Below are 25,633 nucleotides of genomic sequence, written 5' to 3'. Positions count from 1 at the left end.
GCCCGAGTTGGGCCGTAGTCAGACACTTCGGGCCCAACAAGGAGAGCAGGGAACCCAGATGGCGGAGCTCACGATCCGGCCGGAGGAGATCCGGGACGCGCTGGAGAACTTTGTCCAGGCGTACAAGCCGGACGCGGCCTCGCGCGAGGAGGTCGGTACGGTCACCGTGGCCGGCGACGGCATCGCGAAGGTCGAAGGTCTTCCCTCGGCCATGGCGAACGAGCTGCTGAAGTTCGAGGACGGCACGCTCGGCCTCGCCCTCAACCTGGAGGAGCGCGAGATCGGCGCGGTCGTCCTCGGTGAGTTCAGCGGCATCGAAGAGGGCCAGCAGGTGCAGCGCACCGGCGAGGTGCTCTCGGTCGCTGTCGGCGAGGGCTACCTCGGCCGCGTCGTCGACCCGCTGGGCAACCCGATCGACGGCCTCGGCGAGATCGACACCGAGGGCCGCCGCGCCCTCGAGCTGCAGGCCCCCACGGTCATGCAGCGCAAGTCGGTGCACGAGCCGATGGAGACCGGCTACAAGGCCGTCGACGCGATGACCCCGATCGGCCGCGGCCAGCGTCAGCTGATCATCGGCGACCGGCAGACCGGCAAGACCGCGCTGACCGTCGACACGATCATCAACCAGCGCGACAACTGGCGCTCGGGCGACCCGAAGAAGCAGGTCCGCTGCATCTACGTCGCCATCGGCCAGAAGGGCTCCACCATCGCCGGCGTGCGCGCCGCGCTGGAGGAGGCCGGCGCCCTGGAGTACACGACGATCGTCGCCGCCCCGGCGTCCGACCCGGCGGGCTTCAAGTACCTGGCCCCCTACACCGGTTCGGCCATCGGCCAGCACTGGATGCACCAGGGCAAGCACGTCCTGATCGTCTTCGACGACCTGTCCAAGCAGGCCGACGCCTACCGCGCCGTCTCGCTGCTGCTGCGCCGCCCGCCGGGCCGCGAGGCGTACCCCGGTGACGTCTTCTACCTGCACTCCCGGCTGCTGGAGCGCTGCGCCAAGCTCTCCGACGACATGGGTGCCGGCTCGATGACCGGTCTGCCGATCGTCGAGACCAAGGCCAACGACGTCTCGGCGTTCATCCCGACCAACGTCATCTCCATCACCGACGGCCAGTGCTTCCTGGAGTCCGACCTGTTCAACGCCGGCCAGCGCCCGGCTCTGAACGTCGGTATCTCGGTCTCCCGCGTCGGTGGCTCCGCCCAGCACAAGGCCATGCGCCAGGTCTCCGGCCGGCTCCGCGTGGACCTCGCCCAGTTCCGTGAGCTCGAGGCGTTCGCCGCCTTCGGCTCCGACCTGGATGCGGCCTCCAAGGCCTCGCTGGAGCGCGGTTCGCGCATGGTCGAGCTGCTCAAGCAGTCGCAGTACGCTCCGTTCGCCACCGAGGACCAGGTCGTCTCGATCTGGGCCGGCACCAACGGCAAGATGGACAACGTTCCGGTCGAGGACATCCGCCGCTTCGAGCGCGAGCTGCACGACTATCTGCACCGTGAGCACAAGGGCCTGATGACCAGCATCGTCGAGGGCGGCAAGATGTCCGACGACACCCTCGGCGCGCTGAGTGAGGCCGTGGAAAGCTTCAAGCGCCAGTTCGAGACCTCGGACGGCAAGCTGTTGGGCGAGGGCTGAGCATGGGTGCCCAACTTCGGGTCTACAAGAGGCGTATCAAAACCATCTCTGCGACCAAGAAGATCACCAGGGCGATGGAGATGATCGCCGCCTCGCGCGTCGTCAAGGCGCAGCGCCAGGTGGCCGCGTCGACTCCGTACGCCAGTGAGCTCACCCGGGCGGTGGGCGCGGTGGCCACCGGCTCCACCACCCAGCACCCGCTCACCACCGAGGCGGAGAACCCGACCCGGGCCGCGCTGCTGCTCATCACCAGCGACCGCGGTCTGGCCGGCGGCTACTCGTCGAACGTGATCAAGGCGGCCGAGCAGGCCACCAAGGCCCTCACCGAGCAGGGCAAGGAGGTCGACACCTACATCGTCGGCCGCAAGGGTGTCGCCTACTACGGCTTCCGTGAGTTCAAGGTCACGGAGTCGTGGACCGGGTTCACCGACAACCCGACCTACGCGGACGCCAAGAAGATCGCGGGCCCGCTGATCGACGCCGTGCAGCAGGACACCGCCGAGGGCGGCGTGGACGAGCTGCACATCGTCTACACGGAGTTCGTCTCGATGCTGACGCAGACCCCGGTGGACCACCGGCTGCTGCCGCTGAGCATGGAGAAGACGGCGGAGGAGGCGGTGGCGAAGGACGTGATCGCGCCGCTGTACGAGTTCGAGCCGTCGTCGGAGGAGGTGCTCGACGCGCTGCTGCCGCGGTACGTCGAGTCCCGGATCTACAACGCCCTGCTACAGGCCGCGGCGTCCAAGCACGCGGCCACCCGCCGGGCGATGAAGTCGGCGACCGACAACGCCGAAGAGCTCATCAAGTCGCTCTCGCGGCTTGCCAACGCGGCCCGCCAGGCCGAAATCACCCAGGAAATCAGCGAGATCGTCGGTGGCGCGAGCGCCCTGGCCGACGCCTCTGCGGGGAGTGACTGACAACTATGACCACCACTGTTGAGCCGACCGCTCCTGCCGGCGTGGCCACTGGCCGCGTCGCGCGGGTCATCGGCCCGGTCGTCGACGTGGAGTTCCCCGTCGACGCGATGCCGGAAATCTACAACGCACTGAACGTCGATGTCGCCGACCCCTCCGAGGAGGGCAAGACCAAGACGCTCACCCTCGAGGTCGCCCAGCACCTCGGTGAGGGCCTGGTGCGCGCGATCTCCATGGAGCCCACCGACGGCCTGGTCCGCCAGGCCCCGGTGACCAACACCGGCGACGGCATCACCGTCCCGGTCGGTGACATGACCAAGGGCCGGGTGTTCAACACCCTGGGCAAGGTCCTCAACGAGCCCGAGGCCGAGTCGGAGATCACCGAGCGCTGGTCGATCCACCGCAAGGCCCCGGCCTTCGACCAGCTCGAGTCCAAGACCGAGATGTTCGAGACCGGCCTGAAGGTCGTCGACCTGCTGACCCCGTACGTCAAGGGCGGCAAGATCGGTCTGTTCGGCGGTGCGGGCGTCGGCAAGACCGTCCTCATCCAGGAAATGATCATGCGTGTGGCCAAGCTGCACGAGGGCGTTTCCGTGTTCGCCGGCGTCGGCGAGCGCACCCGTGAGGGCAACGACCTCATGGTCGAGATGGAGGAGGCCGGCGTTCTCGACAAGACCGCGCTGGTCTTCGGCCAGATGGACGAGCCCCCGGGCACCCGTCTGCGGGTCGCCCTGGCCGGTCTGACCATGGCGGAGTACTTCCGCGATGTGCAGAAGCAGGACGTGCTGTTCTTCATCGACAACATCTTCCGCTTCACCCAGGCCGGTTCCGAGGTCTCGACCCTGCTCGGCCGCATGCCCTCCGCGGTGGGCTACCAGCCGAACCTGGCCGACGAGATGGGCATCCTCCAGGAGCGCATCACCTCGACCCGCGGTCACTCGATCACCTCCATGCAGGCGATCTACGTCCCCGCGGACGACCTGACCGACCCGGCCCCGGCGACCACCTTCGCGCACCTCGACGCGACGACGGTGCTCTCCCGTCCGATCTCGGAGAAGGGCATCTACCCGGCGGTGGACCCGCTGGACTCCACCTCCCGGATCCTGGACCCGCGGTACATCTCGCAGGAGCACTACGACTGCGCCTCGCGGGTCAAGTCCATCCTGCAGAAGTACAAGGACCTGCAGGACATCATCAACATCCTCGGCATCGACGAGCTCGGCGAGGAGGACAAGCTCACCGTCTTCCGCGCCCGCCGTATCGAGCGCTTCCTGTCGCAGAACACCCACGCGGCGAAGCAGTTCACCGGCGTCGACGGCTCGGACGTGCCGCTGGACGAGTCGATCGCCGCGTTCAACTCGATCGCCGATGGTGAGTACGACCACTTCCCGGAGCAGGCGTTCTTCATGTGCGGTGGTCTGGAGGACCTGAAGGCCAAGGCCAAGGAGCTGGGCGTCTCCTGAGCCCGGTCTTCCCGAAGCCCGAGGTCACCGGAGAGGGGTGGGCCGCGTCCCGCCCCTCTCCGTACGCCCGTTATCCTTTGACGAAAGCCCTGTCGCCCCCGGCAGGTGAAGACCCGAGGAGCCACGTTGGCTGCTGAGCTGCATGTCGAGCTGGTCGCGGCGGACCGTAGTGTCTGGTCCGGCAAGGCCACCTTGGTCATCGCGCGCACCACATCCGGTGACATCGGCGTCATGCCCGGCCACCAGCCGCTGCTCGGTGTGCTGGAGTCCGGCCCGGTGACCATCCGCACGACCGAGGGCGGGACGGTCGTCGCCGCCGTCCACGGCGGCTTCATCTCGTTCTCGGACGACAAGCTCTCGCTGCTCGCCGAGGTCGCGGAGCTGTCCGACGAGATCGATGTCAAGCGGGCGGAGCGGGCACTGGAGCGCGCGAAGGCGGAGACGGACGCCGCCGCCGAGCGGCGGGCCGACGTCCGGCTGCGCGCGGTGGCGGGAGTGCGCTGAAGACTGTCACGAACGGTCGAGACCCTCAGCCGCGGGCCGCGCGGGAACTCCCCTGCGCCGGTCCGCGGCTGAGGCGATGCAGGTGCGGTTTTTCCGGATGACGCGAGGAGGTCGGTGAAGATGGTCCTCGCTCTGCTTGTGAGCGGCGTGGTCGTCGCGCTGGTGGTGGTGGGACTCTTCGTCTTCGGTCTGCGGCGGCGGCTGATCCAGCGGTCCGGCGGAACCTTTGACTGCTCACTGCGCTGGAACGCGCCAGGGCCCGAGGGCGAGCCGGAGCTCGGCGGCAAGGGCTGGGTGTACGGGGTCGCCCGCTACAACGGCGACCGGATCGAGTGGTTCCGGGTCTTCTCGTACGCCCCCAGGCCGCGCCGGGTGCTGGAGCGCGCCTCGATCGAGGTGCTGGAGCGGCGCACGCCGAAGGGCGAGGAGGAGCTGGCGCTGCTCTCCGACGCCGTGGTGCTGGCGTGTCTGCACAGCGGCACCCGGCTGGAGCTGGCGATGAGTGAGGACGCGCTGACCGGTTTCCTCGCCTGGCTGGAGGCCGCCCCGCCGGGACAGCGGGTGAATGTCGCCTGACGGGACGGCGAGCCGGCCGGCCGAGAAGCGGGCCCACCTTCCGGCGGGCTGAGCGGTCTCACCGGAGAAGCCTCACAGCACGACGGGAAGCTCCGTAAGGCCCCGGATGATCGTGCTGAAGCGATACGTCAGCTCCTCGGGCGGGCGGGCCAGCCGCAGCTCCGGGAAGCGCTCCAGAAGCCTGCCCAGCGCGATCTGTCCCTCCAGTCTCGCCAGGGGGGCGCCCAGGCAGAAGTGCGGGCCGTGGCCGAAGGCCAGATGGCCCTGTGCGGGCCGCCGGATGTCGAGGCGATCGGCGTCGGGGAACTGCCCTGGGTCGCGGTTGGCGGAGGTGAGGGCGACCACGACGAGCTCGTTCGCCGGGATCTCGGTGTCCCCGATCCGGACCGGTTCGCTGGTGCAGCGGAACGTCGCCTGGTTGATCGGCCCGTCGTAGCGCAGGAACTCCTCGATCGCGCCGGGCAGCAGCCCCGGGTCGGCGCGGACCGCGGCCAGCTGCTCCGGATGGCGCAGCAGCGCCAGCACGGAGTTCCCGATGAGGTTCACCGTCGACTCATTGCCCGCCACCAGCAACAGCAGGGCCATGGAGATCAGTTCGCTCTCGTCCAGCCGGTCGTCGTCGTCCCGGGCCTGGACCAGCGCGCTGAGCAGATCGTCGGTGGGGTGGGCCCGCTTCTCGGCCAGGAGGCCCATCAGGAAGCCCACCATCGCCTGGCCGGCCTCGGCGGTGGCCGCGCCGTCCTCGGCCGACAGCAGGGCGTTGGACCACTCGGTGAAGGCGCCGCGGTCCTTGGGCGGTACCCCCAGCAGCTCGCAGATGACGATGATGGGAAGCGGCAGGGCGAACCCGGCGAGCAGATCGGTCTCCACGCCCGTGGGCATGCGGTCCAGCAGCTCATCGGTGATCTGCTCGACACGGGGCCGCAGAGCGGCGACGCGGCGGGGCGTAAACGCCTTGTTGACCAGCCCGCGCAGCCGGGTGTGGTCGGGGGCGTCGGTGTTCAGCAGATTGCGCGAGAGGTCGTCGACGAAGCTGTCGCGGGCGCCCTGGTCGTCGAGATGGCCGCTCAGGACACCGTCGATGTCGCGCTTGTCGCTGTGCAGCCGGGGGTCGGTGAGCGCGGTGCGCACGTCCTCGTAGCGCGTGACCAGCCAGGCCTTCAGGCCCTGGGGGAGGATCACCTTCTGCACGGGGGACTCTTCGCGGAGCTGGGCGTACAGGGCGTGTGGGTCCTGCAGTGTCTCTTCGGTGAGCAGGTCGGCGCGGGCAGACGCGCTGTCGGTCATGGAGTCTCCTTGTCGCAGTACGGCGCGCTCACGCGAGCGTTGGGGGGGGTATGACCGTTCAAACCGACACAAGTAGCCATGAGCACTGGCTGGTTGGCCCGGGGCTGACCGGGCGATGCCGAGCGCCTCGACTATAGATGACGGGCCTCGTCGACATGGATCGCAGCGATATATCGGTGTGATGGCTTTCCTTTCATCTTCATGCCATCCCTCTCAGGTTTAGAAAAAATTCTTGGCGCAGCGATCAACGGACTAGGTAATGTGCCAGTAACGGCTGCCGCGCCCGATGAGGCGCGCCATCCGTCTGAGCGTTGTGTCAGCGGCTGCGGTGCAAGTAAGTGCAGGCAAGCGGTGTGGTTCGCAACGACGAAACGGGGATCGCCCAGTGTCTCAACCCTCTGCTGCGCATGAACACCATCCGGCGAATTCGACCGATATCGCCATCGTCGGCATGGTGGGCAGCTTTCCTGGCGCCGATGACCTGGAAGAGTTCTGGCAACTGCTCCGCGAGGGGCGCGAAGGTGTTTCCAGATTCAACGACGAAGAGCTGCTCACGGCCGGTGCAAAGCCCGGGCTGGTCGCTGATCCCCGTTATGTCGGGGCGCACGGCGTTCTGTCCGATGTCGACCTCTTCGATACCTCTTTCTTCGAGTTCACCCCTGCTGAGGCCGAGGTCATAGACCCGCAGCAGCGGCTCTTCCTCCAGCACTGCCATGCCGCGCTGGAGAACGCGGGCTACGATCCGGCCCGATATCCCGGACTGATCAGCGTCTATGCGGGCGCCGCCGTCAATACCTACCTGCAGCAGAATGTGCTGCCCAATGTGGACCAAACCACCACGTCCGGTCACTTCGCCGTCATGGTGGGCAACGACAAGGATTACCTGGCCACGCGTGTGTCATACAAGCTGGACCTCAAGGGGCCCAGCTATTCGATACAAACGGCCTGTTCCACCTCGCTTGTGGCCATTCACCTGGCCTGTCAGGGCATCATCAATGGCGAATGCGACATAGCGCTCGCCGGCGGAATTACCGTGAAACTCCCGCAGGTCAAGGGCTATCTCTATGAAGAAGGTGCCATCCTTTCCGCGGATGGCCATGTCCGTACCTTTGACGCCGATGCCAGTGGCACCGTGCTGGGCAACGGCGTGGGCGTGGTCGTGCTCAAGTCGCTGCGCGACGCCCTCGCCGACGGGGACACCGTTCATGCGGTGATCAAGGGCACCGCCACCAACAACGACGGCTCGATGAAGGTGAGCTACGCCGCCCCCGGCAAGGCGGGGCAGGCCGCCGTCATCGCCGAGGCACACGCGGTGTCGGGCGTGGACCCGGGGACCATCGGCTACGTGGAGGCGCATGGCACCGCCACCCGGCTGGGGGACCCGGTCGAGGTCTCGGCGCTGACCCAGGCGTTCCGGCAGGCCACGGCGGACAGGGGTTTCTGCGCGATCGGCTCGGTGAAGTCCAACGTCGGGCACCTGGACGCCGCCGCCGGGGTCACCGGGGTGATCAAGACCGCCCTCATGCTCAGCCACAAGTCGCTCGTGCCCACCATCAACTTCACCCGCCCCAACCCGGACATCGACTTCGAGAACAGCCCGTTCCGGGTCAGCACCGAGCTGCGTGACTGGGACAGCGACGGCACGCCCCGGCGGGCGGGCGTCAGCTCGTTCGGCATCGGCGGGACGAATGCGCACGCCGTGCTCGAGGAGGCCCCGCAGCCCGCGCCCTCCGGGCCGTCGCGCCCCGAGCAGCTGATCCTGCTGTCGGCGAAGACGGAGACGGCGCTGGCGGCCATGGCCGCCAACCTCGCCGGCCATCTGCGCGAGCACCCGGAGTTGCCGCCGGCCGATGTCGCCTACACGCTGGCCGTCGGACGCGGGATGTACCCCTTCCGGCGCGCCGTGGTGTGCCGGGACCTTCCGGATGCCGTCGAGGCGCTGGAGGGCGTGGCGCGGCGCGCGGCTGTGAGCGACGGCGGGCCGGTGGGCGACGGTTTAGCGGCGGTCTTCGTCTTCGACGACGAGCCGGGCGGCCCCGGACAGGCGGAGCGGCTCGCGGCGCTGCTGAGCGAGCGGGAGCCGCGGTTCAAGAAGTACTACATGGCCTGCCGGAGGGCGGGCGTGGCCCGCCACGGCGCCGCGGGCGCCGCGTTCGCGGTGCAGTACGCCCTCGGCAGGCTGTGGCTCGAGCTCGGGATCCGACCCGAGGCCGCGTACGGGCGGGGCGTCGGCGCGCTGGTGGCCGAGTGCCTGGCCGGCACCGTCGGCCTGAAGGACGCGGTGGCCGCCGTGGCCGCCGTGGGCGCCGAGTCGGGTACGGCCGTGGCGAAGGGCGGTCGGAAGGCCCCTCGGTTCCCCGTCCGGCCGCTGGACACCCAGGCCCCGCCGGAAGGTCCCGGGAATGGCTTCGCGGTGCTGCGGGCGGGCGACGAGCCACCGCTGGAGACGGTGCGCCGCCTGTGGCTGGTGGGTGTCGACATCGACTGGTCCGGCTACTTCGGCGAGGAGAGCCGCCGTCGTGTCCCCTTGCCCACGTATCCGTTCGAGGGCCGCCGCTGCTGGCTGCCGGGCGGCGAGGCGGACGGGGCGGGCGAGGCGGACGAGGCGGGTACGGCCGGGCTTGCCGGGGGTGCTGGTTCCGGGACGTTGCATCCGTTGGTGGATGTGAATGTGTCGACGTTGGTGGAGCAGCGGTATGTGGCGTGGCGGGATGGGGGTGAGTGGTATTTGGCTGATCATGTGGTGTTTGGGCGGCGGGTGTGGCCTGGGGTGGTGTTTGTTGAGTTGGGTCGGGTTGCTGGGGTGTTGGCGTCGGGGTGTGGGGTGGGTGTGGTGCGGGGTGTTGTGTTTGAGCGGGTGTTGGGGTTTGAGGGTGGAGTGCGTGAGGTGGGGGTGGGGTTGGTTCCGTTGGCCGGGGGTGGGGTGGGGTTCGAGGTGTCGTCGGGGGGTGTGGTGTGTGCCCGGGGTGAGCTGGAGTTGGTGTCGGAGGACGGGGATGCGGGGCGTGATGGAGGGCGGGTGGATGTGGCTGGGGTGCGGTCCCGGCTGGGTGTGTTGAGGGATGTCGAGGAGTGTTATCGGGATTTTGCTGGGCGTGGGTTGGTGTACGGGTCTGGTTTTCGGTCGTTGGTGGGGTTGGTGTGTGGTGGGGGTGAGGCGTTGGGTGTGGTGCGGGTGCCGGAGGGGTTGGTGGCGGGGTTCGGTGAGTGGGGGTTGCATCCGTCGTTGATGGATGGGGGGTTGCAGGCGGCGGTGGGGTTGTTGGCGCAGGGTGCGGGCGAGGGTGTGGCGTTTTTGCCGTATGCGGTGGGTGAGGTGGAGATCTTCGGGGCGTTGGTGCCGGAGTGTCTGGCGTATGTGCGGGTGGTCGGTGGTGGTGTGGAGTCGGGTGCGGTGATGGTCGAGGTGTCGCTGCTCGATCCGGACGGCACCGTCCTCGTCCGCATGCGCGACGTGGTGATCCGGGCGCTGCCCACGGACGATGCCGGCGACGGCGACGGCGCCGAGCCGGCCGAGGACACCGCGCCACCGGCCGTCGAGGCCCCGCGCGCGGCCGGCCGGTCGGTACCCCCGGCCGGTGGCGACGGCGCGGACGGCGACGATCCCCGCGAGCGCACCGAGCGCTTCCTCACCGGCATCCTCGCCGACACCACCAAGCTCGACATCGCCGACATCGACGCCGACGCCCCACTGGAGCGCTATGGCATCGACTCGCTGATGATCACTCGGCTCAACGCCGCGCTGGAGGACCGGCTCGGCGTACGGCTGTCCAAGACGCTGTTCTTCGAGTACCAGACCCTGGCCGAGTTGGTGGAGTACTTCCTGGACGAACACGGCGGGCGCATCCAGGAGCTGACCGCCCCCGCCGAGCCGGTCCACCAGGAGCCCCCTCCCGCCCAGGCCCCGACCACCGGGGAAGCGGGGGGCGTCCTGCCGCTGGGGCGGTTCCTGCCCCGGGAGCGGAACGAGCCGCCCGCCGGAGCAGCGCCCGCCCCCGCCGACGACGAGGCCATCGCCATCATCGGGCTGAGCGGCCGCTATCCGATGGCCGACGACCTGGACGCGTTCTGGGACAACCTGGAGCAGGGCCGGGACTGCGTCACCGAGATCCCGCCCGAGCGCTGGGACCACGACCGCTTCTTCACCCCCGACCGGAACACGCCCGGCGGCGCGTACGCGCGCTGGGGTGGTTTCCTGACGGACGTCGACAAGTTCGACCCGCTGTTCTTCCCCGTCATGCCGCGCGAGGCCGAGCTGATGGACCCGCAGGAGCGGCTGTTCCTGCAGACCTCCTGGCATGTGCTGGAAGACGCCGGCTACCGGCGGCGGGACCTCAAGGACCGCAGCGTCGGGGTGTTCGTCGGCGTGATGTACGGCGAGTACCAGCTGTACGGGGCCGTGGACGCGCTGCGCGGCGGCCTGCCCGTGACCAACTCGTCGTACGCCTCGATCGCCAACCGCGTCTCCTACCTGCTCGATCTCAACGGCCCCAGCCTGGCGCTGGACACCATGTGCTCATCGTCGCTGACGGCGATCCACCTGGCCTGTGAGAGCCTGCGGCGGGGCGAGAGCGAACTGGCCATCGCGGGCGGCGTCAATGTCTCCGTCCACCCCTACAAGTACGTCTTCCTCAGCCAGGGCGGCTACCTGTCCGACGACGGGCGGTGCCGGTCCTTCGGCGCGGACGGCAGCGGCTATGTGCCCGGCGAGGGCGTGGGGGCGGTGCTGCTCAAGCCGCGCCGCAAGGCCATTGAGGACGGCGACCACATCTACGGCGTGATCCTCGGGGACGCCGTGAACCACGGCGGCAAGACCAACGGCTACACCGTGCCCAACCCCAAGGCGCAGGAGCGGGTCATCGCCACCGCGCTGCGCCGGGCCGGCGTGGCGGCGGACACCGTCTCGTACGTCGAGGCGCACGGCACCGGCACCTCGCTCGGCGACCCGATCGAGGTCACGGGGCTGGGCAAGGTATTCGGCCCGGCCGCCGAGCGCGGTGAGCCGTGCGCCATCGGGTCGGTGAAGTCCAACATCGGGCACCTGGAGTCGGCGGCGGGCATCGCCGGGCTCACCAAGGTGCTGCTGCAGTTCAAGCACCGGCGGCTGGTGCCCTCGCTGCACTCGGGGGAGACGAATCCGAACATCGACTTCGCGGCCACGCCGTTCCGGGTGCAGCAGGAGTCGCGGCCCTGGCCCGCACCCGCCCCCGCCCCTGACGGCCGGGCGGTGCCGCGCCGCGCGGGGCTCAGCTCCTTCGGCGCGGGCGGGTCCAACGCCCATCTGGTGCTGGAGGAACACGACGGGGCGGACCGGCCGACGCCGGCCGTGGCGGCGGGTGGCCAGCGCCTGGCGGCGCCGCAGGTGTTCGTCCTGTCGGCGCGCGACGAGGAGCGGCTGCGCGAGTACGCGGGGCTGCTGTCCGGCTTCCTGGACCGGGAGCGGGTGGCGCTGCCGGATGTGGCGTACACGCTGCGGGTGGGCCGCGAGGCCATGGCGGAGCGGCTGGCGGTGGTGGCCGCCGACGGCGGCGAGCTGGTGCGGGCGCTGCGCCGGTACGCCGACGGGGACGCCCCCGCCGAGGTGCTGCGCGGCACCGCGCGCGGCGGCGCGGCGCGTGGGATGGCCGACGCCGTGCGCGCGGCCGTACGGGCCGGGGACCACGCCGAGCTGGCCCGGCTGTGGTGCGCCGGAGCCGACGCCGACTGGGACCTGGCGGCGGACCGGCAGCCCGGCGCCACGCCGCGGCGGATCCCGCTGCCCGGCTACCCCTTCGCCCGCGAGCGCTGCTGGGTGGCGACCGCGGACGAACTGCCGGTGCTGCGCGCCGGTGACGCGGGGGTGACCGCGGGTGGACCGCGGTTGCATCCGTTGGTGGATGTGAATGTGTCGACGTTGGTGGAGCAGCGGTATGTGGCGTGGCGGGATGGGGGTGAGTGGTATTTGGCTGATCATGTGGTGTTTGGGCGGCGGGTGTGGCCTGGGGTGGTGTTTGTTGAGTTGGGTCGGGTTGCCGGGGTGTTGGCGTCGGGGTGTGGGGTGGGTGTGGTGCGGGGTGTTGTGTTTGAGCGGGTGTTGGGGTTTGAGGGTGGGGTGCGTGAGGTGGGGGTGGGGTTGGTTCCGTTGGCCGGGGGTGGGGTGGGGTTTGAGGTGTCGTGTGGGAGTGAGGTGTTCGCGCGGGGTGAGTTGGAGTTGGTGTCGGAGGGCGTGGGGCGTGATGGAGGGCGGGTGGACGTGGCGGGGCTGCAGTCCCGGCTGGGTGTGGTGAGGTTTGTTGAGGAGTGTTATCGGGATTTTGCTGGGCGTGGGTTGGTGTACGGGTCTGGTTTTCGGTCGTTGGTGGGGTTGGTGTGTGGTGGGGGTGAGGCGTTGGGTGTGGTGCGGGTGCCGGAGGGGTTGGTGGCGGGGTTCGGTGAGTGGGGGTTGCATCCGTCGTTGATGGATGGGGGGTTGCAGGCGGCGGTGGGGTTGTTGACGCAGGGGGTGGGCGAGGGCGTGGCGTTTTTGCCGTATGCGGTGGGTGAGGTGGAGATCTTCGGGGCGTTGCGGCCGGAGTGTCTGGCGTATGTGCGGGTGATCAGCGGTGGTGTGGAGTCGGGAGCGGTGACGGCCGAGGTGTCACTGCTCGATCCGGACGGCACCGTCCTCGTCCGCATGCGGGATGTCGTCCTGCGGGTCACCCGCCCGGATCCGGCCGACGCCGCCGCCACCGACGACGACGCCGTACGCCTGCTGTTCCGCGGCGGGTGGGAAGAGGCCCCGTCGGCCGAGGCCGGCGAGCTGCCCGACGGGCCGTATCTGCTGCTGGGGACCGACGAGACACAGCGCGACCGGCTGCGGGAGGCGCTGCGCGCGGCGGGCCGTCCGGCCGCGCCCGTGGTGCTCGCCCTGCCCGCGGACGCGTACGAGCAGCGCGACCGGCACACCTACGCCCTCGACCCGGCCGACCCGGAGCACTACGCCCGGCTGCTGGCCGACTGCGCCGAGGACACCGCCGCGCCCTCCGCCGTCGTACACGCGTGGGGCGGTGTGCCCGACCTGGAATCCGGCGTCCCGGACCGGGAGCTGACCCTCGGCGTCACCGCCCTGTTCCACCTCTCCAAGGCGCTGCTCGCCCGGCGCCGCGGCGGCCCGGTCCGTCTGGTGCTGGCGCACGCCGACGGCCCTGACGGGCCGTCCCCGCTCCACGAGGCGGCCGCCGGGTTCGCGCGCAGCGCCCGCCTGGAGAACCCGCGCCTGCGGTATCAGGTGGTGGGCGCGGACGACGCCGACGGCGCGCTGTCCGCCGCCGTGCGCGAGCTGTCCGCCGCCGAGGAACCCGCCGTGCAGGTCCGGTACGCCGGCGGGCGGCGGCTGGTGCGTGTGCACCGGGCGGTCGAGGGCGCGCCGCGGGCCGACCGGCGGATCCCGGTGCGCGAGGGCGGCGTCTACCTCATCGCCGGCGGCGCGGGCGGGCTCGGCCTGCTGCTCGCCGAACACCTCGCCGCCCAGGCCCGGGTCCACCTCGTGCTCGTCGGCCGCTCCGAGCCGGGCGCGCCGGTCCAGGAGCGGCTGGCGGCCGTACGGGCGGGCGGCAGCACCGTCACACATCTGCGCGCGGACGTCGGCGACGACGACGCGGTCCGCGAGCTGATCGCCCGGGTCCGCGCGGAGCACGGCGCGCTGCACGGCGTGATCCACGCCGCCGGCACGCTGCGCGACTCGTTCCTGCTGAAGAAGACCGAGGCCGAACTGCGCGCGGTGACGGCCCCGAAGATCGCCGGGGCGCTCCACCTGGACCGCCACACCCGCGGTGCGGACCTGGACTTCTTCGTCCTCTTCTCCTCCATCGCGGCGGCCTTCGGCAACATCGGACAGACCGACTACGCCTACGCCAACGCCTTCCTCGACGCCTTCGCCGCGCACCGGGACCGCCTGGTGGCCGCTGGGCGGCGCTCCGGCCGCTCGGTGTCCATCGCGTGGCCGCACTGGAGGGACGGCGGGATGGCGCTCGGCGAGCAGGACGCCGAGGTGCTGCGGGACCGGCTCGGGGTGGTGTCGATCTCCACCGCACAGGGCCTGGCCGCGTTCGACGACGCGCTCGCGCTCACCGGCGGGGAGGTGCTGGTGGCCGCCGGGGACGCGGAGCGCATCGCCGAGCGGCTGGCCCCCGGCGCGCCGGCGCCGCGGCGGGCCCGGGGCGACGCCGACCATGCCCCGGCCGAACTGCTCGCCCCCGCACTGGAGTTGCTGCGCGGCCTCGTCGCGGACGCGATCGGCAGCGACCCGGCGGCGATCGACGGCCGGGCACCGCTGCTCGCCCGCTACGGCATCGAGTCCATCGTCATCGCCCAGCTGAACCGGGCGCTGGAGGAACGCTTCGGCGACGGACTGTCCAAGACGCTGTTCTTCGAGCACGACACCCTTGAGGAGATCGCCGGACACCTGGCGGCCGAACACGGCGAGGCGCTGCGCCCGGCGGCCCCCGAGGCCGAGGCCGAGACCGAGGCCGAGACCGAGGCCGGAACCGCCGCGGGGACCGTCGCCACGACCGCCTCCGGCTGGCGCCTGCCGACCGTAGCGACGGCTGAGACGCCTGACGCGGCTGAGACGCCCGACGCGGCAGACGCCGACGACGACGCGATCGCGATCATCGGGCTGAGCGGCCGCTATCCGATGGCCGACGACCTGGACACGTTCTGGCGCAACCTGGAGCAGGGCCGGGACTGTGTGACCGAGGTCCCCCGCGAGCGCTGGGACCACGACCGCTTCTTCGACCCGGACCCCACCCGCAAGGGCGGCACCTACGGCAAGTGGGGCGGCTTCCTGCCCGATGTGGCGGAGTTCGACCCCCTCTTCTTCTCGATCTCGCCGCGCGAGGCCGAGCTGATGGACCCGCAGGAGCGGCTGTTCCTGCAGTCCTCCTGGCACGCCGTGGAGGACGCCGGCTACCGGGCGGGGGAGCTGAGCCGCCGCCGGGTCGGGGTGTTCGTCGGTGTGATGTACGGCGAGTACCAGCTGTACGGGGCCGTGGACGCGCTGCGCGGCGGCCGCCCGGTCACCGAGTCCTCGTACGCGCTGATCGCCAACCGCGTCTCCTACGCGCTCGACCTGAACGGCCCCAGCCTCGCGGTGGACACCATGTGCTCGTCGTCGCTGACGGCGATCCACCTGGCGTGCGAGAGCCTGCGGCGGGGCGAGAGCGAGCTGGCCATCGCGGGCGGCGTCAACGTCTCGGTCCACCCCTACAAGTACGTGCTGCTCGGGCAGAGCCGGTTCCTGTCGGCGGACGGGCGGTGCCGGGCGTTCGGCGCGGGCGGCAGCGGCTATGTGCCGGGCGAGGGCGTGGGCGCGGTGCTGCTCAAGCCGCGCCGCAAGGCCGTCGAGGACGGCGACCACATCTACGGCGTGATCCTCGCGGACGCCGTCAACCACGGCGGGCGGCCCAGCGGCAGCGGCTACACCGTGCCCAACCCGCGCGCCCAGCAGGAGGTCGTCCAGCGGGCGCTCGACTCGGCGGGCGTCGACCCGCGGTCGATCTCGTACGTGGAGGCGCACGGCACCGGCACCTCGCTCGGCGACCCGATCGAGATCACCGGCCTGACGAAGGCGTTCCGCGCGAGTACGGCCGACACCGGCTTCTGCGCCATCGGATCGGTGAAGTCCAACATCGGCCACCTGGAGTCGGCGGCCGGCATCGCCGGACTCACCAAGGTGCTGCTTCAGCTCAAGCACGGGCGCATCGCCCCGTCCCTGCACACCGAGGAGACCAACCCGAACATCGACTTCGCCGGCTCGCCGTTCACCGTGGCCCGTCAGGCAGCCGCCTGGCCGCGGCCGGTGGTGGACGGGCGGACGCTGCCGCGCCGCGCGGGGCTCAGCTCCTTCGGCGCGGGAGGCGCCAACGCCCACCTGGTGATCGAGGAGCACCCGGCCGAGCCGCGCCGCCCGGAGCCCTCGGCCGCCTCCGCCGCCCAGCGGGCCGCCGAGCCCCTGGTGTTCGTGCTGTCCGCGCGGGACGAGGAGCGGCTGCGGGAGTACGCGGGCCGGCTCGGCGCGTACCTGGAGCGCGAGCGGACGGCGCTCGCCGACATCGCGTACACGCTGCGCGTCGGCCGGGAGCCGATGGCCGAGCGGCTGGCCGTGGTGACCGCCGACGGCGGCGAACTGGCCCGGTCGCTGGCGGCGTTCGCGCGCGGCGAGGACCCCGCCGGGCTGCTGCGCGGCACCGCCGCACCGGACGGCGACGCGGGCGGGCCGCCGCCCGCCCCGGCGGCGGGCGCGGGCGTGCGCGAGGCGGCCGCGCTGTGGGTCCGCGGGGAGCTCTCCGCCACCGGCCTGCCGGCCGCCGACGGCGCCGAGCCGCGCCGCGTACCGCTGCCCGGCTACCCGTTCGCCCGCGAGCGGCACTGGATCCCCACGGCTGCCGACGCGCTCCGCCCGGACACCTCGAGCAGCGCCGGCGCCGCGCTCCACCCGCTCGTGGACGCCAACGAGTCGACCGTCGAGGAGCAGCGCTTCCGCAAGACGCTGCGCGCGGACGATCCGCTCCTGACGGACCATGTGATCGGCGGCCGGCCCGTGCTGGCCGCGGCCACCACCCTCGAACTCGTGCGCGCGGCGGCCGAGCTGGCCAGCCGCCGCCCGCTGCGCGCACTGGCCGATGTGGTGTGGGGCCGCCCGGTGACCGTGCCGGGCGAGGCCCTGGAGCTGTACGCGGGGTTCCGCGCCGACGGCGACGCGCTCGCCTTCGAGGTGTACGGCGAGGCGGACGGGGCCCGCGTCACCCATCTGCGCGGCAAGGCGCACTACGGCGGCCGGAGCGCCGCCCCGGCCGCCCTCGACCTGGAGGCCGTGCGGCGGCGCTGTGCCACCCGCCGCGACGGCGAACTCGTCGACCGCGCCTACGAGGCCACCGGATTCCGCTTCGGGGCGGGCTTCCGCGTCATCCGGGGCGTGCACATCGGGCCCCGCGAGGCCCTGGCCGAGCTGCGGCTGCCGCCCGCCGCGCGCGGCGCGGACGGCTACACGCTCCACCCGGCGCTGCTGGACGGCGCGCTGCGCACCTGCCACTGGATCGGCCGCGAGAGCGCGCCGCGGGCGGACGAGCTGGCGGTGCCGTTCGGCGTCGGCGCGCTGACGGTGGACGGCGCGCTGCCGGAGGTGACCTACGCGCACGCCGAGCTGCTGGAGGGCGGCGCCGACCGGGAGACCTGGCGCTACGCCGTCACGCTCGTGGACCCCGACGGGCGGCGGCTGGCCCGAGTCGAGGACCTGGTGGGCCGACTGTTCACGGACGCCGGGGCGGAGCGGGAGCCACGGGCCGTGGCGGAAGCGCCCCGGCCCACCCGGTTCTACCGGCCCACCTGGACGGCCGAACCGGCCCCCGCGCCCGCCCGCCCGGCGGCCCGAACCCTGCTCGTCCTTGCCGACCGGACCGGCGCCGCGGCCGAACTGGCCCGCGCCGGGGGCTGGGAGCGGGCCGTGGAGGCGCTGGCGGGCGCGGGTTTCGAGCGCCATACGGCGGACCGCTACACGCTCGACCCGGACGACCCGGAGCACTACCGGCGGCTGCTGGCCGACCTCAGCGGGCTTGATGAGGCCGGGCTCGACGTCGTCCATCTGTGGAGCCGTACGGCGCCACCTCCGCCCGGCCACCCGGCCCCCGAACCGGACCCGGCGGAGCTCGCGGCGCGGCACGAGGCGACCCTCACCCGCGGGCTGGTGTCCGTGGTGCACCTGCTGCGCGCGTCCCACGCGTCCCCCGTCGCGGGCCGGGTGCGCTGCGCGTACGTCCACGAAGGGGACGGGGAAGCGGGCGTCCCCGAGCACGAGGCCGTCGCCGGGCTGGCGCTGTCGACCGCGCGGCACGCGCCGGACTTCGAGCTGTTCACGGTCCGCCACGACGCGGCGGGGCTGCCCGCGGACCGGCTCGCGGCCGAGCTGACCGCCGAGCGGCCGCGCCGCGGCGAGGAGGTCCGTTACGAGGCCGGGGAGCGCACGGTGCGCCGGGTCAGCGGCCCCGCCGACCCGACGGGCCAGGACGCCGCGCCGCTCGCCGAGCGCGGGGTCTACCTGATCACCGGCGGGGCCGGGGGCATCGGGCGGCTGCTCGCCCGCCACCTTGCCGAGCGCTACCGGGCGCGGCTGGTCCTGCTGGGGCGCTCGCCGCTGGCGCCGGAGCTGCGCGCGGAACTGGAGGAGCTGGGGGCCGAAGTGCTGGCGGTGCGCGCCGACGTGGCCGAGGCCCCGCAGGTGCGGGCCGCGCTCGTCGAGGCCCGGGGCCGCTTCGGCCGGCTCGACGGGGTCTTCCATCTCGCCGGGGTCGCCGACCGGCTGCCGGTGACCGAGACGGACGGCGTCGGGTTCCGCCGGGCGATGGCCGCCAAGGCGAGCGGTGTGGTCAACCTCGACGTCCTCACCCGCGCCGACGCCCTGTCCGTGTTCGCCGCCTTCTCCTCCGTCTCCTCCCTCGCCGGGGACTTCGGCGCGGGCAGCTACGCGGCGGCCAACCGCTTCGTGGACAGCTATCTGACGGCACGCCACGCGTGGGCCGCGAGCGGCGCGCGCAGCGGGCGCACCCTGTCGCTGGACTGGCCGCTGTGGGACGCGGGCGGTGTGGACGCCCTCGTACACCCCGACGAGCTGGACACCTACCGGGAGGCGACGGGGATGGAACGGCTCAGCCCGGCGCAGGCGCTGGAGGCGTTCGAGCGCGCCTGGGAGTTTGACGGACCGGTCGTGGCGCCGGTGGCGGGCGACCCGGCCCGGGTGGCCCGGGCGCTGGGCGCCGCTGAACACCACGCGCCGGAACACCACACGCCCGCACACCACACGCCCGCACACCACGCGGCCGAGCCCGCCTCCGCCCAGGCGTTCATGCCCGCTGTCGTGGACTATCTGCGGGAACGGCTCTCCGAGGTGCTGCGGCTGGCCGCCACCGGGATCGACAGCCGCGCCCCGCTCGACCGGTACGGCATCGACTCCGTGATGATCATGGAGGTCAACGCCCTGCTGGGCCGGGACTTCAGCGGTCTGCGGGGCACGCTGCTCTTCGAGTACCGCACGGTGGCGGACCTGGCCGGGTATCTGGTGCGCGAACACGCCGACGAGGTGGCCCGGCTGTTCGGCGCGGCACGTCGTACGGACGTCGAGAGCGGCACCGGCGCCGAGGACGGCGCTCGGGAGCGGCCGGTCCCGGCCCCGGCGGCGGCAGCGGCGCCCGTACCGCGCCCGGCGGCGTCCCGCCCGTACGACGGCGACATCGCCATCATCGGGATGAGCGGGCGCTACCCCAGGGCACGCGACCTGGAGGAGTTCTGGGAGAACCTGAGCGCCGGGCGGGACTGCGTCACCGAGATTCCGGCCGACCGCTGGGACGCGGAGGCCTTCTACGACCCGGACCCGGACGCGCCCGGCAAGAGCTACGGCCGCTGGGGCGGCTTCCTGGCGGACGTGGACGCCTTCGACTCGCTCTTCTTCGCGATCTCCCCGCTCCAGGCCAAGTCGATGGACCCGCAGGAGCGGCTGTTCCTGGAGTCGTCGTGGGCGGCGCTGGAGGACGCCGGATACCGCCTCGACGCGCTGCCACGGCCCGAGTACGGCGACGAGGGGCGCGACGTGGGCGTGTTCGTCGGCGTCATGTGGGACGACTACGCGACGCTCGGCGCCGAGGAGTCCTTCAAGGGCAACCACGTCGTGGCCATGGGGAACCGGGCGTCCGTCGCCAACCAGGTTTCCTACTTCGGCGACTTCCGGGGCCCCAGCGTCGTCGTCGACACCGCCTGCTCGGCCTCGCTGGTGGCGCTGCACATGGCCTGTGAGAGCCTGCGGGCCGGGGAGTGCGCCTACGCGATCGCCGGCGGGGTCAACGTCTCCGCGCACCCGTTGAAGTATGTGCACCTCAGCCGCAAGAAGATGCTGGCCGACGACGGCCGTTGCCGTTCCTTCGGGGCGGGCGGCAGCGGCTATGTGCCGGGCGAGGGCGTGGGCGCGGTGCTGCTCAAGCCCCTGGCGCAGGCGCTCGCGGACGGCGATCAGGTGCACGCGGTCATCAAGTCGACGGTCGTCAACCACGGCGGCCGCACCAACGGATTCACCGTGCCCAACCCCAACGCCCAGCGGGCGCTGGTGGAGAAGGCCCTGGCCAGGGCGGGTCTCAGCGCCCGCGACATCGGCTGCGTCGAGGCACACGGCACCGGTACCGCGCTCGGCGACCCGATCGAGCACACGGCGCTGGCCCAGGCGTTCCGCGGCCACACCGCCGACCGGGGGTTCTGCGCCCTGGGGTCGGTCAAGTCCGCCATCGGCCATCTGGAGGGCGCCGCGGGCATCGCGGGCCTGACCAAGGCGGTGCTGCAGCTGCGCAACGGGCGGCTGCTGCCCTCGCTGCACGCCGAGGAGACCAACCCGGTGATCGACTTCACCGACTCCCCGTTCCGGGTGCAGCGCGAGGCGGCCGACTGGCCGCGTGAGCAGGGCGCCCCGCGGCGGGCGGCGGTCAGCTCGTTCGGCGCGGGCGGCACAAACGCCCATGTCGTCCTGGAGGAGTTCGTGCCGGACCGGCCGCGCGCGGCGGCCTCCGGCGGACCCGAGCTGATCGTGCTGTCCGCCCGCGACGAGGAGCGGCTGCGCGCGTACGCGGCCGAGCTGGGCGCCTTCCTGGGGCGCGCCGGGGAACGCGCCGGGGGAAGGGCCGGGCTGCGGCCGGCCGATGTTGCCCACACCCTGCAGACCGGCCGGGAGCCGATGGCCGAGCGGCTGGCGTTCGAGGCCCGCGACCTGGCCGACGCGGCCGCGAAGCTGACCGCGTTCGCGCGCGGCGAGTCGGTCGCCGGGCTCTCGCGCGGCAACGCGCGGACCGACGGCGAGCTGGCCACCTTGTTCACCGAGGGCACGGGCGGCCGGGACTTCGTCCGGGCCCTGGCGGGCGCCGGACAGCGCGCCAAACTGGCCGCGCTGTGGGTGGCGGGGGTCGAGCTGGACTGGGCCGCGCTGCGCGAGGGCCCCGCCGGGCGGGTGTCGCTGCCGACGTACCCGTTCGCGCGGGAACGCCACTGGCTGACGGCCACCCCGCCCACGGCCGCCGCCCCGGCCGCCGCCCCGGCCAACGTCCCGGCCGTCGCCGCCGCCCCCGCGGGACGGAGCGCCGCCGAACTGCCGCTCACGCTGGAGCCGTCCGACCCGCTGGTGCGCGACCACGTCGTCAGCGGGCGCACCATCCTGCCCGGGGCCGGCTACCTCGACCTCGTCCTGGGCGCCCTCGGGGCCCGCGCCGGCGACGGTGTGACCGACCGCGTGATCGACGACGTGTACTGGCTCGCGCCCGTCGTCGTCGGCCGCGAGGCCAAGCGGCTCACCGTGGCCACCCGCCCGGCGGGCGACGCCGTGCAGTACGAGGTGCGCAGCGGGACGGGCGCGGCGCGCGCCGTGCACGCCCGCGGCATCCTGGCCCCCGCCGACGCCACCCCCGCCCCGCCGGACGTCTCCGTCGACGAGGTCAAGGCCGCCTTGCCCCGGTCGCTCGGCGGGGACGAGTTCTACGCGGGCATGGAACGGCTCAGCGTCCACTACGGGCCGTACTTCCGGCTGGTGGAGCGGATGTGGACCGGCCCGGGACAGGCCCTCGCCCGGCTGCGGCTGCCCGACCGGTTCACCGCGGACGCCGCGCGCCACCCGCTGCACCCGGCCGTGGTCGACGCGGCTCTGCACACCGTCGCGGCCCTGCACTTCGAGACGCGCGGCGCCGATGACCTGCCGCTGCTGCCGTTCGCCGTGGACCGGGTGCGGGCCCACCGCCCGGTGCCCCTCAGCGGCTATGCGTACGTCACCGACCTGGGCGCCAACCGCTACGACGTGGCGCTCCTCGACGCCGACGGCCGGGTGTGCGTGCGCTTCGACGGGCTGTCGGTGCGCGAACAGAAGGACCCGCACCCGCAGTTCGCGCACCGGCCCCGCTGGGTGGAGAGCCCCCTCGGTGCCGACCGTGCCGATGACGGCGCCGATGACCTTGCCGACGACACCGCGGACGCGGACGCCGAGCAGCGGCGCGGCGCGCGGGCGCGCGGCGTGCTGATCGCGGCCCCGCGCGAGGCCGGTCCGCTGGCCGCGGAGCTGGCCCGGGCGCACCCCGGTGCGCGCGTGGCCCACCTGGAGATCGGCGCGGACGGGCTGTCCGCCGAAGCCGCCGAGCGGGTGCTGGCCGACGGCCTCCGGCCGGACCTGGTGTACTTCCTCGCCAGCGCCGGCACTCCCACCGCCGACCGGGAGCAGGGCGTGATCGCGCTGTTCCGGCTGGCCAAGGCCGTGCTGCGGCGCGCGGAACCGGGCCGCCCGCCGCTGCTGAAGACGGTCACCGCCGACGCCTTCCCGCTGCACGACGACGACCCCGCCCGACCCGGCCCGGCCGCCCTGCTGGGCCTGTGCTCGGCGCTGGAGAAGGAGCACCCCGGGCTGCGGATCGCCTGTGTGGACATCCGCGGGCGGGAGGCGTCCGATGCCGCGCCGCACATCGTCGCCGAGCCGTGCCAGGACCGGGCGCACCCGGTGGCCATCCGCGGCGGCGTGCGGTACACCCGCCGGCTGGAGCGGCTGCGGCTGCCCGAGCCCGCCCGGCCGCGGCTGCGCGAGCGCGGTGTGTACGCCGTGGTCGGCGGCCTGGGCGTGATCGGCTTCGACACCAGTCTGCACCTGGCCCGCGCCTACCGCGCCCGGCTGCTGCTGCTCGGCCGCGGCGAGCTGGACGCCGGGCGCCGTGAGCGCGTCGCCCGTCTCGAGGCGGCCGGCGCCGAGGTGCTGTACGTACGGTGCGACGCGGCCCGGACCGAGCAGGTGCGGGACGCCGTGGCCCGCGCCAAGGAGCGCTTCGGCGGGCTGCACGGGGTGATCCACTCCGTGATGGACTTCGCCACCGCCACGCTGGCCGACATGGACGAGGCGCTGCTGCGCGCCGCCCTCGACTCCAAGGAGGCCACGGCCTGGGCCACCTGGTCGGCGGTGCGCGACGAGCCGCTGGACTTCCTGCTGTTCTACTCCTCCGGCGCGGCCTTCCAGGGCGCCGCCGGCCAGAGCGCGTACGCCGCGGCCTGCTGCGCGGCGGACGCGCTGGCGCTGAGCCTCGCCCGCACCGCGCCGTTCCCGGTCAAGGTCCTCAACTGGGGCTTCTGGCACGCCGCCGGGAGGCCCGAGCGGGAGCGGGTGCTGGCGGCCGCCATGGCCTCCGGCGCGACCCCGATCGGGGCGGGCGAGGGCATGGCAACCCTGGAACGGTTCCTCGGCAGCGCCCCGGCGCAGGTGCTCGCGGTGCGCGCCAAGGACCGGGTGCTGGCCGCGATGGGAGTGGACACCGGCACCGAGGCGCGCCCCCGGCCGGTCGAACTCCCCTCGCTCATCGGCGCGCTGCCCGCGCCCGAGCCGCTTGCCCCGGACGAGCTGGCGCGCGTCGAGTCCTACCAGCGTGCCTCCCGCGAGGCCGAGCACCTGGCCCGGCTGCTGCTGGTCGGGGCGGTGCGCCGGATGGGGGTCCTGCTGGCCGAGGGCGAGCGGCACACCCGCGCGGGGCTGCGCGAGCGGCTGCGCGTCGCGCCGCAGTACGGGCGGCTCCACGAGTCCGTGCTCGACATGCTGACCGACGGGGGCTACCTGCGGGCCGAGGGGGCCGAGTTGGTGACCACCGCCCTGGTCTCCGACGCGGAGGTGCTGCGCGTCAACGCCGACCCGCAGGCCGCCACCCGCGCCCTGATCGGCCGCTACCCGGAGATCGAGGCGGTGGCCACCTTGCTGGCCCGCTGCCTGGAGGCGTTCCCGAGGGTCGTCACCGGCGAGCAGAGCCACATGGACGTCCTCTTCCCGGACGGCTCCATGGACCTGGTGGTCGGGGTCTACCGGGGCAGCGCCCTCAGCGACGCCTACAACGAGCTGGTGGCACGGGCCGCGGCGGCCTGGGTGCGGCGGCGGCTGGAGGCGGAGCCGTCGGCCCGGATCAGGCTGCTGGAGGTCGGCGCGGGCACCGGGTCCACCAGCGGGCCCGTCCTCGCGGCGCTCGCCCCGTACGCCGACCGCGTCGGCTACACGTACACCGACGTCACCAGCGCCTTCGTCCGCCACGGGCGCAAGCAGTTCGCGGCCCGCTACCCCTTCGCCGAGTTCAAGGTCTTCGACATCGACGCGGAACCGCTGGCGCAGGGCATCACGCCGGACAGCTACGACATCGTCCTGGGCACCAACGTCTTCCACGTCACCCCGTCGATCGAGCGGACCATGCAGAACACCAAGCGGCTGCTGCGCGCGGGCGGGCTGGTGCTGGCCAACGAGGGGACCGGGTTCGCCTGCTTCCTGCCGCTGATCTTCGGGCTGACCAGCGGCTGGTGGATGTACCAGGACACCGGCTACCGCATCCCCGGTTCGCCGCTGCTCACCGTCCCGACCTGGCACGACGTGCTGGCGGTGGGCGGCTTCACCGGCACCGCCGTCCAGGAGCTGCCGCCCACGGCCGAGGGGCCGGTGCAGCAGAGCCTGATCCTGGCGGAGAGCGACGGCGTGGTGCAGGCGGCGGCCACCAATAGCCCTGAGCAAGAAGCGGAACCGGACCCGGAACGGGAACCGGAGCGCGCGGCGGAGGCCGGGACGGGGCCCGCGCCCGGCGGTGAGGCCGCCCCGGCGGCCGGTGCGGGCCGCTCGGTGGACCTGGCCGAGGCGGCGGTGCGGCGGGTGACCGAGGTGTTCGCGCGGGTGCTGGAGATGAACGTCGCGCAGTTCGACCCCGACGCGCCGTTCGAGGCCTATGGCATCGACTCGCTGGTGGTGCCCGAGCTGAAGCGGGCGCTGGAGGCCGACTTCGGGCGGCTCCCGGCACCGCTGCTGTTCGAGCACACCACCATCGGCAGGCTCGCGGGCTACTTCCACGCCGAGCGCGCCGAGGCGCTGAGGCGGCTCGCGGGCGGAGCGGAAGCGGAGCCGGAGCCCGCGGCGCCCGGGCCCGAGCCACGTCCTCAGGCCCAGCGACAGCCACAGCCACAGCCGCAACCGCAGGAGCCACAGCCACAGCCACAGCCACAAGCCGGGCCACAGCCCGACCCCGCCGTGGCGAACGTCGTCGACGGGCTGTCGGACGCCGAAGTGGACGAGCTGCTGGGCGAGTTGATGACCGTGCTGGGCGGCGGCACCCGGGAGGAGAACTCGTGAGCGGGACCTTCAGCTGCTATGTGATCGGTGAGAACTCGCTCCTGGTGTCCTGCGCCGAGCTGCTGCTCGAAGCCGGCCACCAGGTGCTGGGCGTGGTCTC

General features: G+C 72.7%; 7 protein-coding genes. 6 read left to right on the top strand and 1 reads right to left on the bottom strand.

The features are described 5' to 3' along the window. Positions 1-58: 58 nt before the first annotated feature. From atpA to ACWY4P_RS17770, 5 genes are all read left to right on the top strand, one after another. Positions 59-1,630: a F0F1 ATP synthase subunit alpha gene (gene atpA, locus ACWY4P_RS17790; RefSeq protein ID WP_456211528.1), complete on the top strand. Its 1,572-nt coding sequence runs from the start codon at positions 59-61 to the stop codon at positions 1,628-1,630. A 2-nt stretch (positions 1,631-1,632) separates the two neighbouring features. Then, positions 1,633-2,547 (top strand): F0F1 ATP synthase subunit gamma, encoded by a 915-nt coding sequence (locus ACWY4P_RS17785; RefSeq protein WP_456211527.1) that lies wholly within the window; start codon positions 1,633-1,635, stop codon positions 2,545-2,547. 5 nt (positions 2,548-2,552) lie between these two features. Next, positions 2,553-4,007 (top strand): F0F1 ATP synthase subunit beta, encoded by a 1,455-nt coding sequence (gene atpD, locus ACWY4P_RS17780; RefSeq protein ID WP_456211526.1) that lies wholly within the window; start codon positions 2,553-2,555, stop codon positions 4,005-4,007. A gap of 126 nt (positions 4,008-4,133) precedes the next feature. Continuing rightward, a complete protein-coding gene (locus tag ACWY4P_RS17775) occupies positions 4,134-4,511 on the top strand; it encodes a F0F1 ATP synthase subunit epsilon (protein WP_456211525.1) in 378 nt (125 codons plus the stop codon). Positions 4,512-4,631: 120 nt separating this feature from the next. Further along, positions 4,632-5,087 carry a DUF2550 domain-containing protein gene (locus ACWY4P_RS17770; protein WP_456211524.1) on the top strand — a complete coding sequence of 152 codons (456 nt, stop codon included), beginning with the start codon at positions 4,632-4,634 and terminating at the stop codon, positions 5,085-5,087. Between the two features lie 72 nt (positions 5,088-5,159). Here the strand turns inward: ACWY4P_RS17770 and ACWY4P_RS17765 are convergent, their stop codons facing one another. After that, on the bottom strand, positions 5,160-6,374 hold the full coding sequence (locus tag ACWY4P_RS17765; RefSeq protein WP_456211523.1) for a cytochrome P450 family protein: 1,215 nt from the start codon (positions 6,372-6,374) through the stop codon (positions 5,160-5,162). A 451-nt stretch (positions 6,375-6,825) separates the two neighbouring features. Between ACWY4P_RS17765 and ACWY4P_RS17760 the strand changes: the two genes are divergently transcribed. Next, positions 6,826-25,533 carry an SDR family NAD(P)-dependent oxidoreductase gene (locus ACWY4P_RS17760; protein WP_456211522.1) on the top strand — a complete coding sequence of 6,236 codons (18,708 nt, stop codon included), beginning with the start codon at positions 6,826-6,828 and terminating at the stop codon, positions 25,531-25,533. The last annotated feature ends 100 nt before the right edge of the window (positions 25,534-25,633 follow it).

The sequence above is a fragment of the Streptomyces sp. LZ34 genome (genome assembly GCF_053890475.1).
Note: the sequence above shows the minus strand (reverse complement) of the source record. Positions and strands in the feature narration are given on the sequence as shown.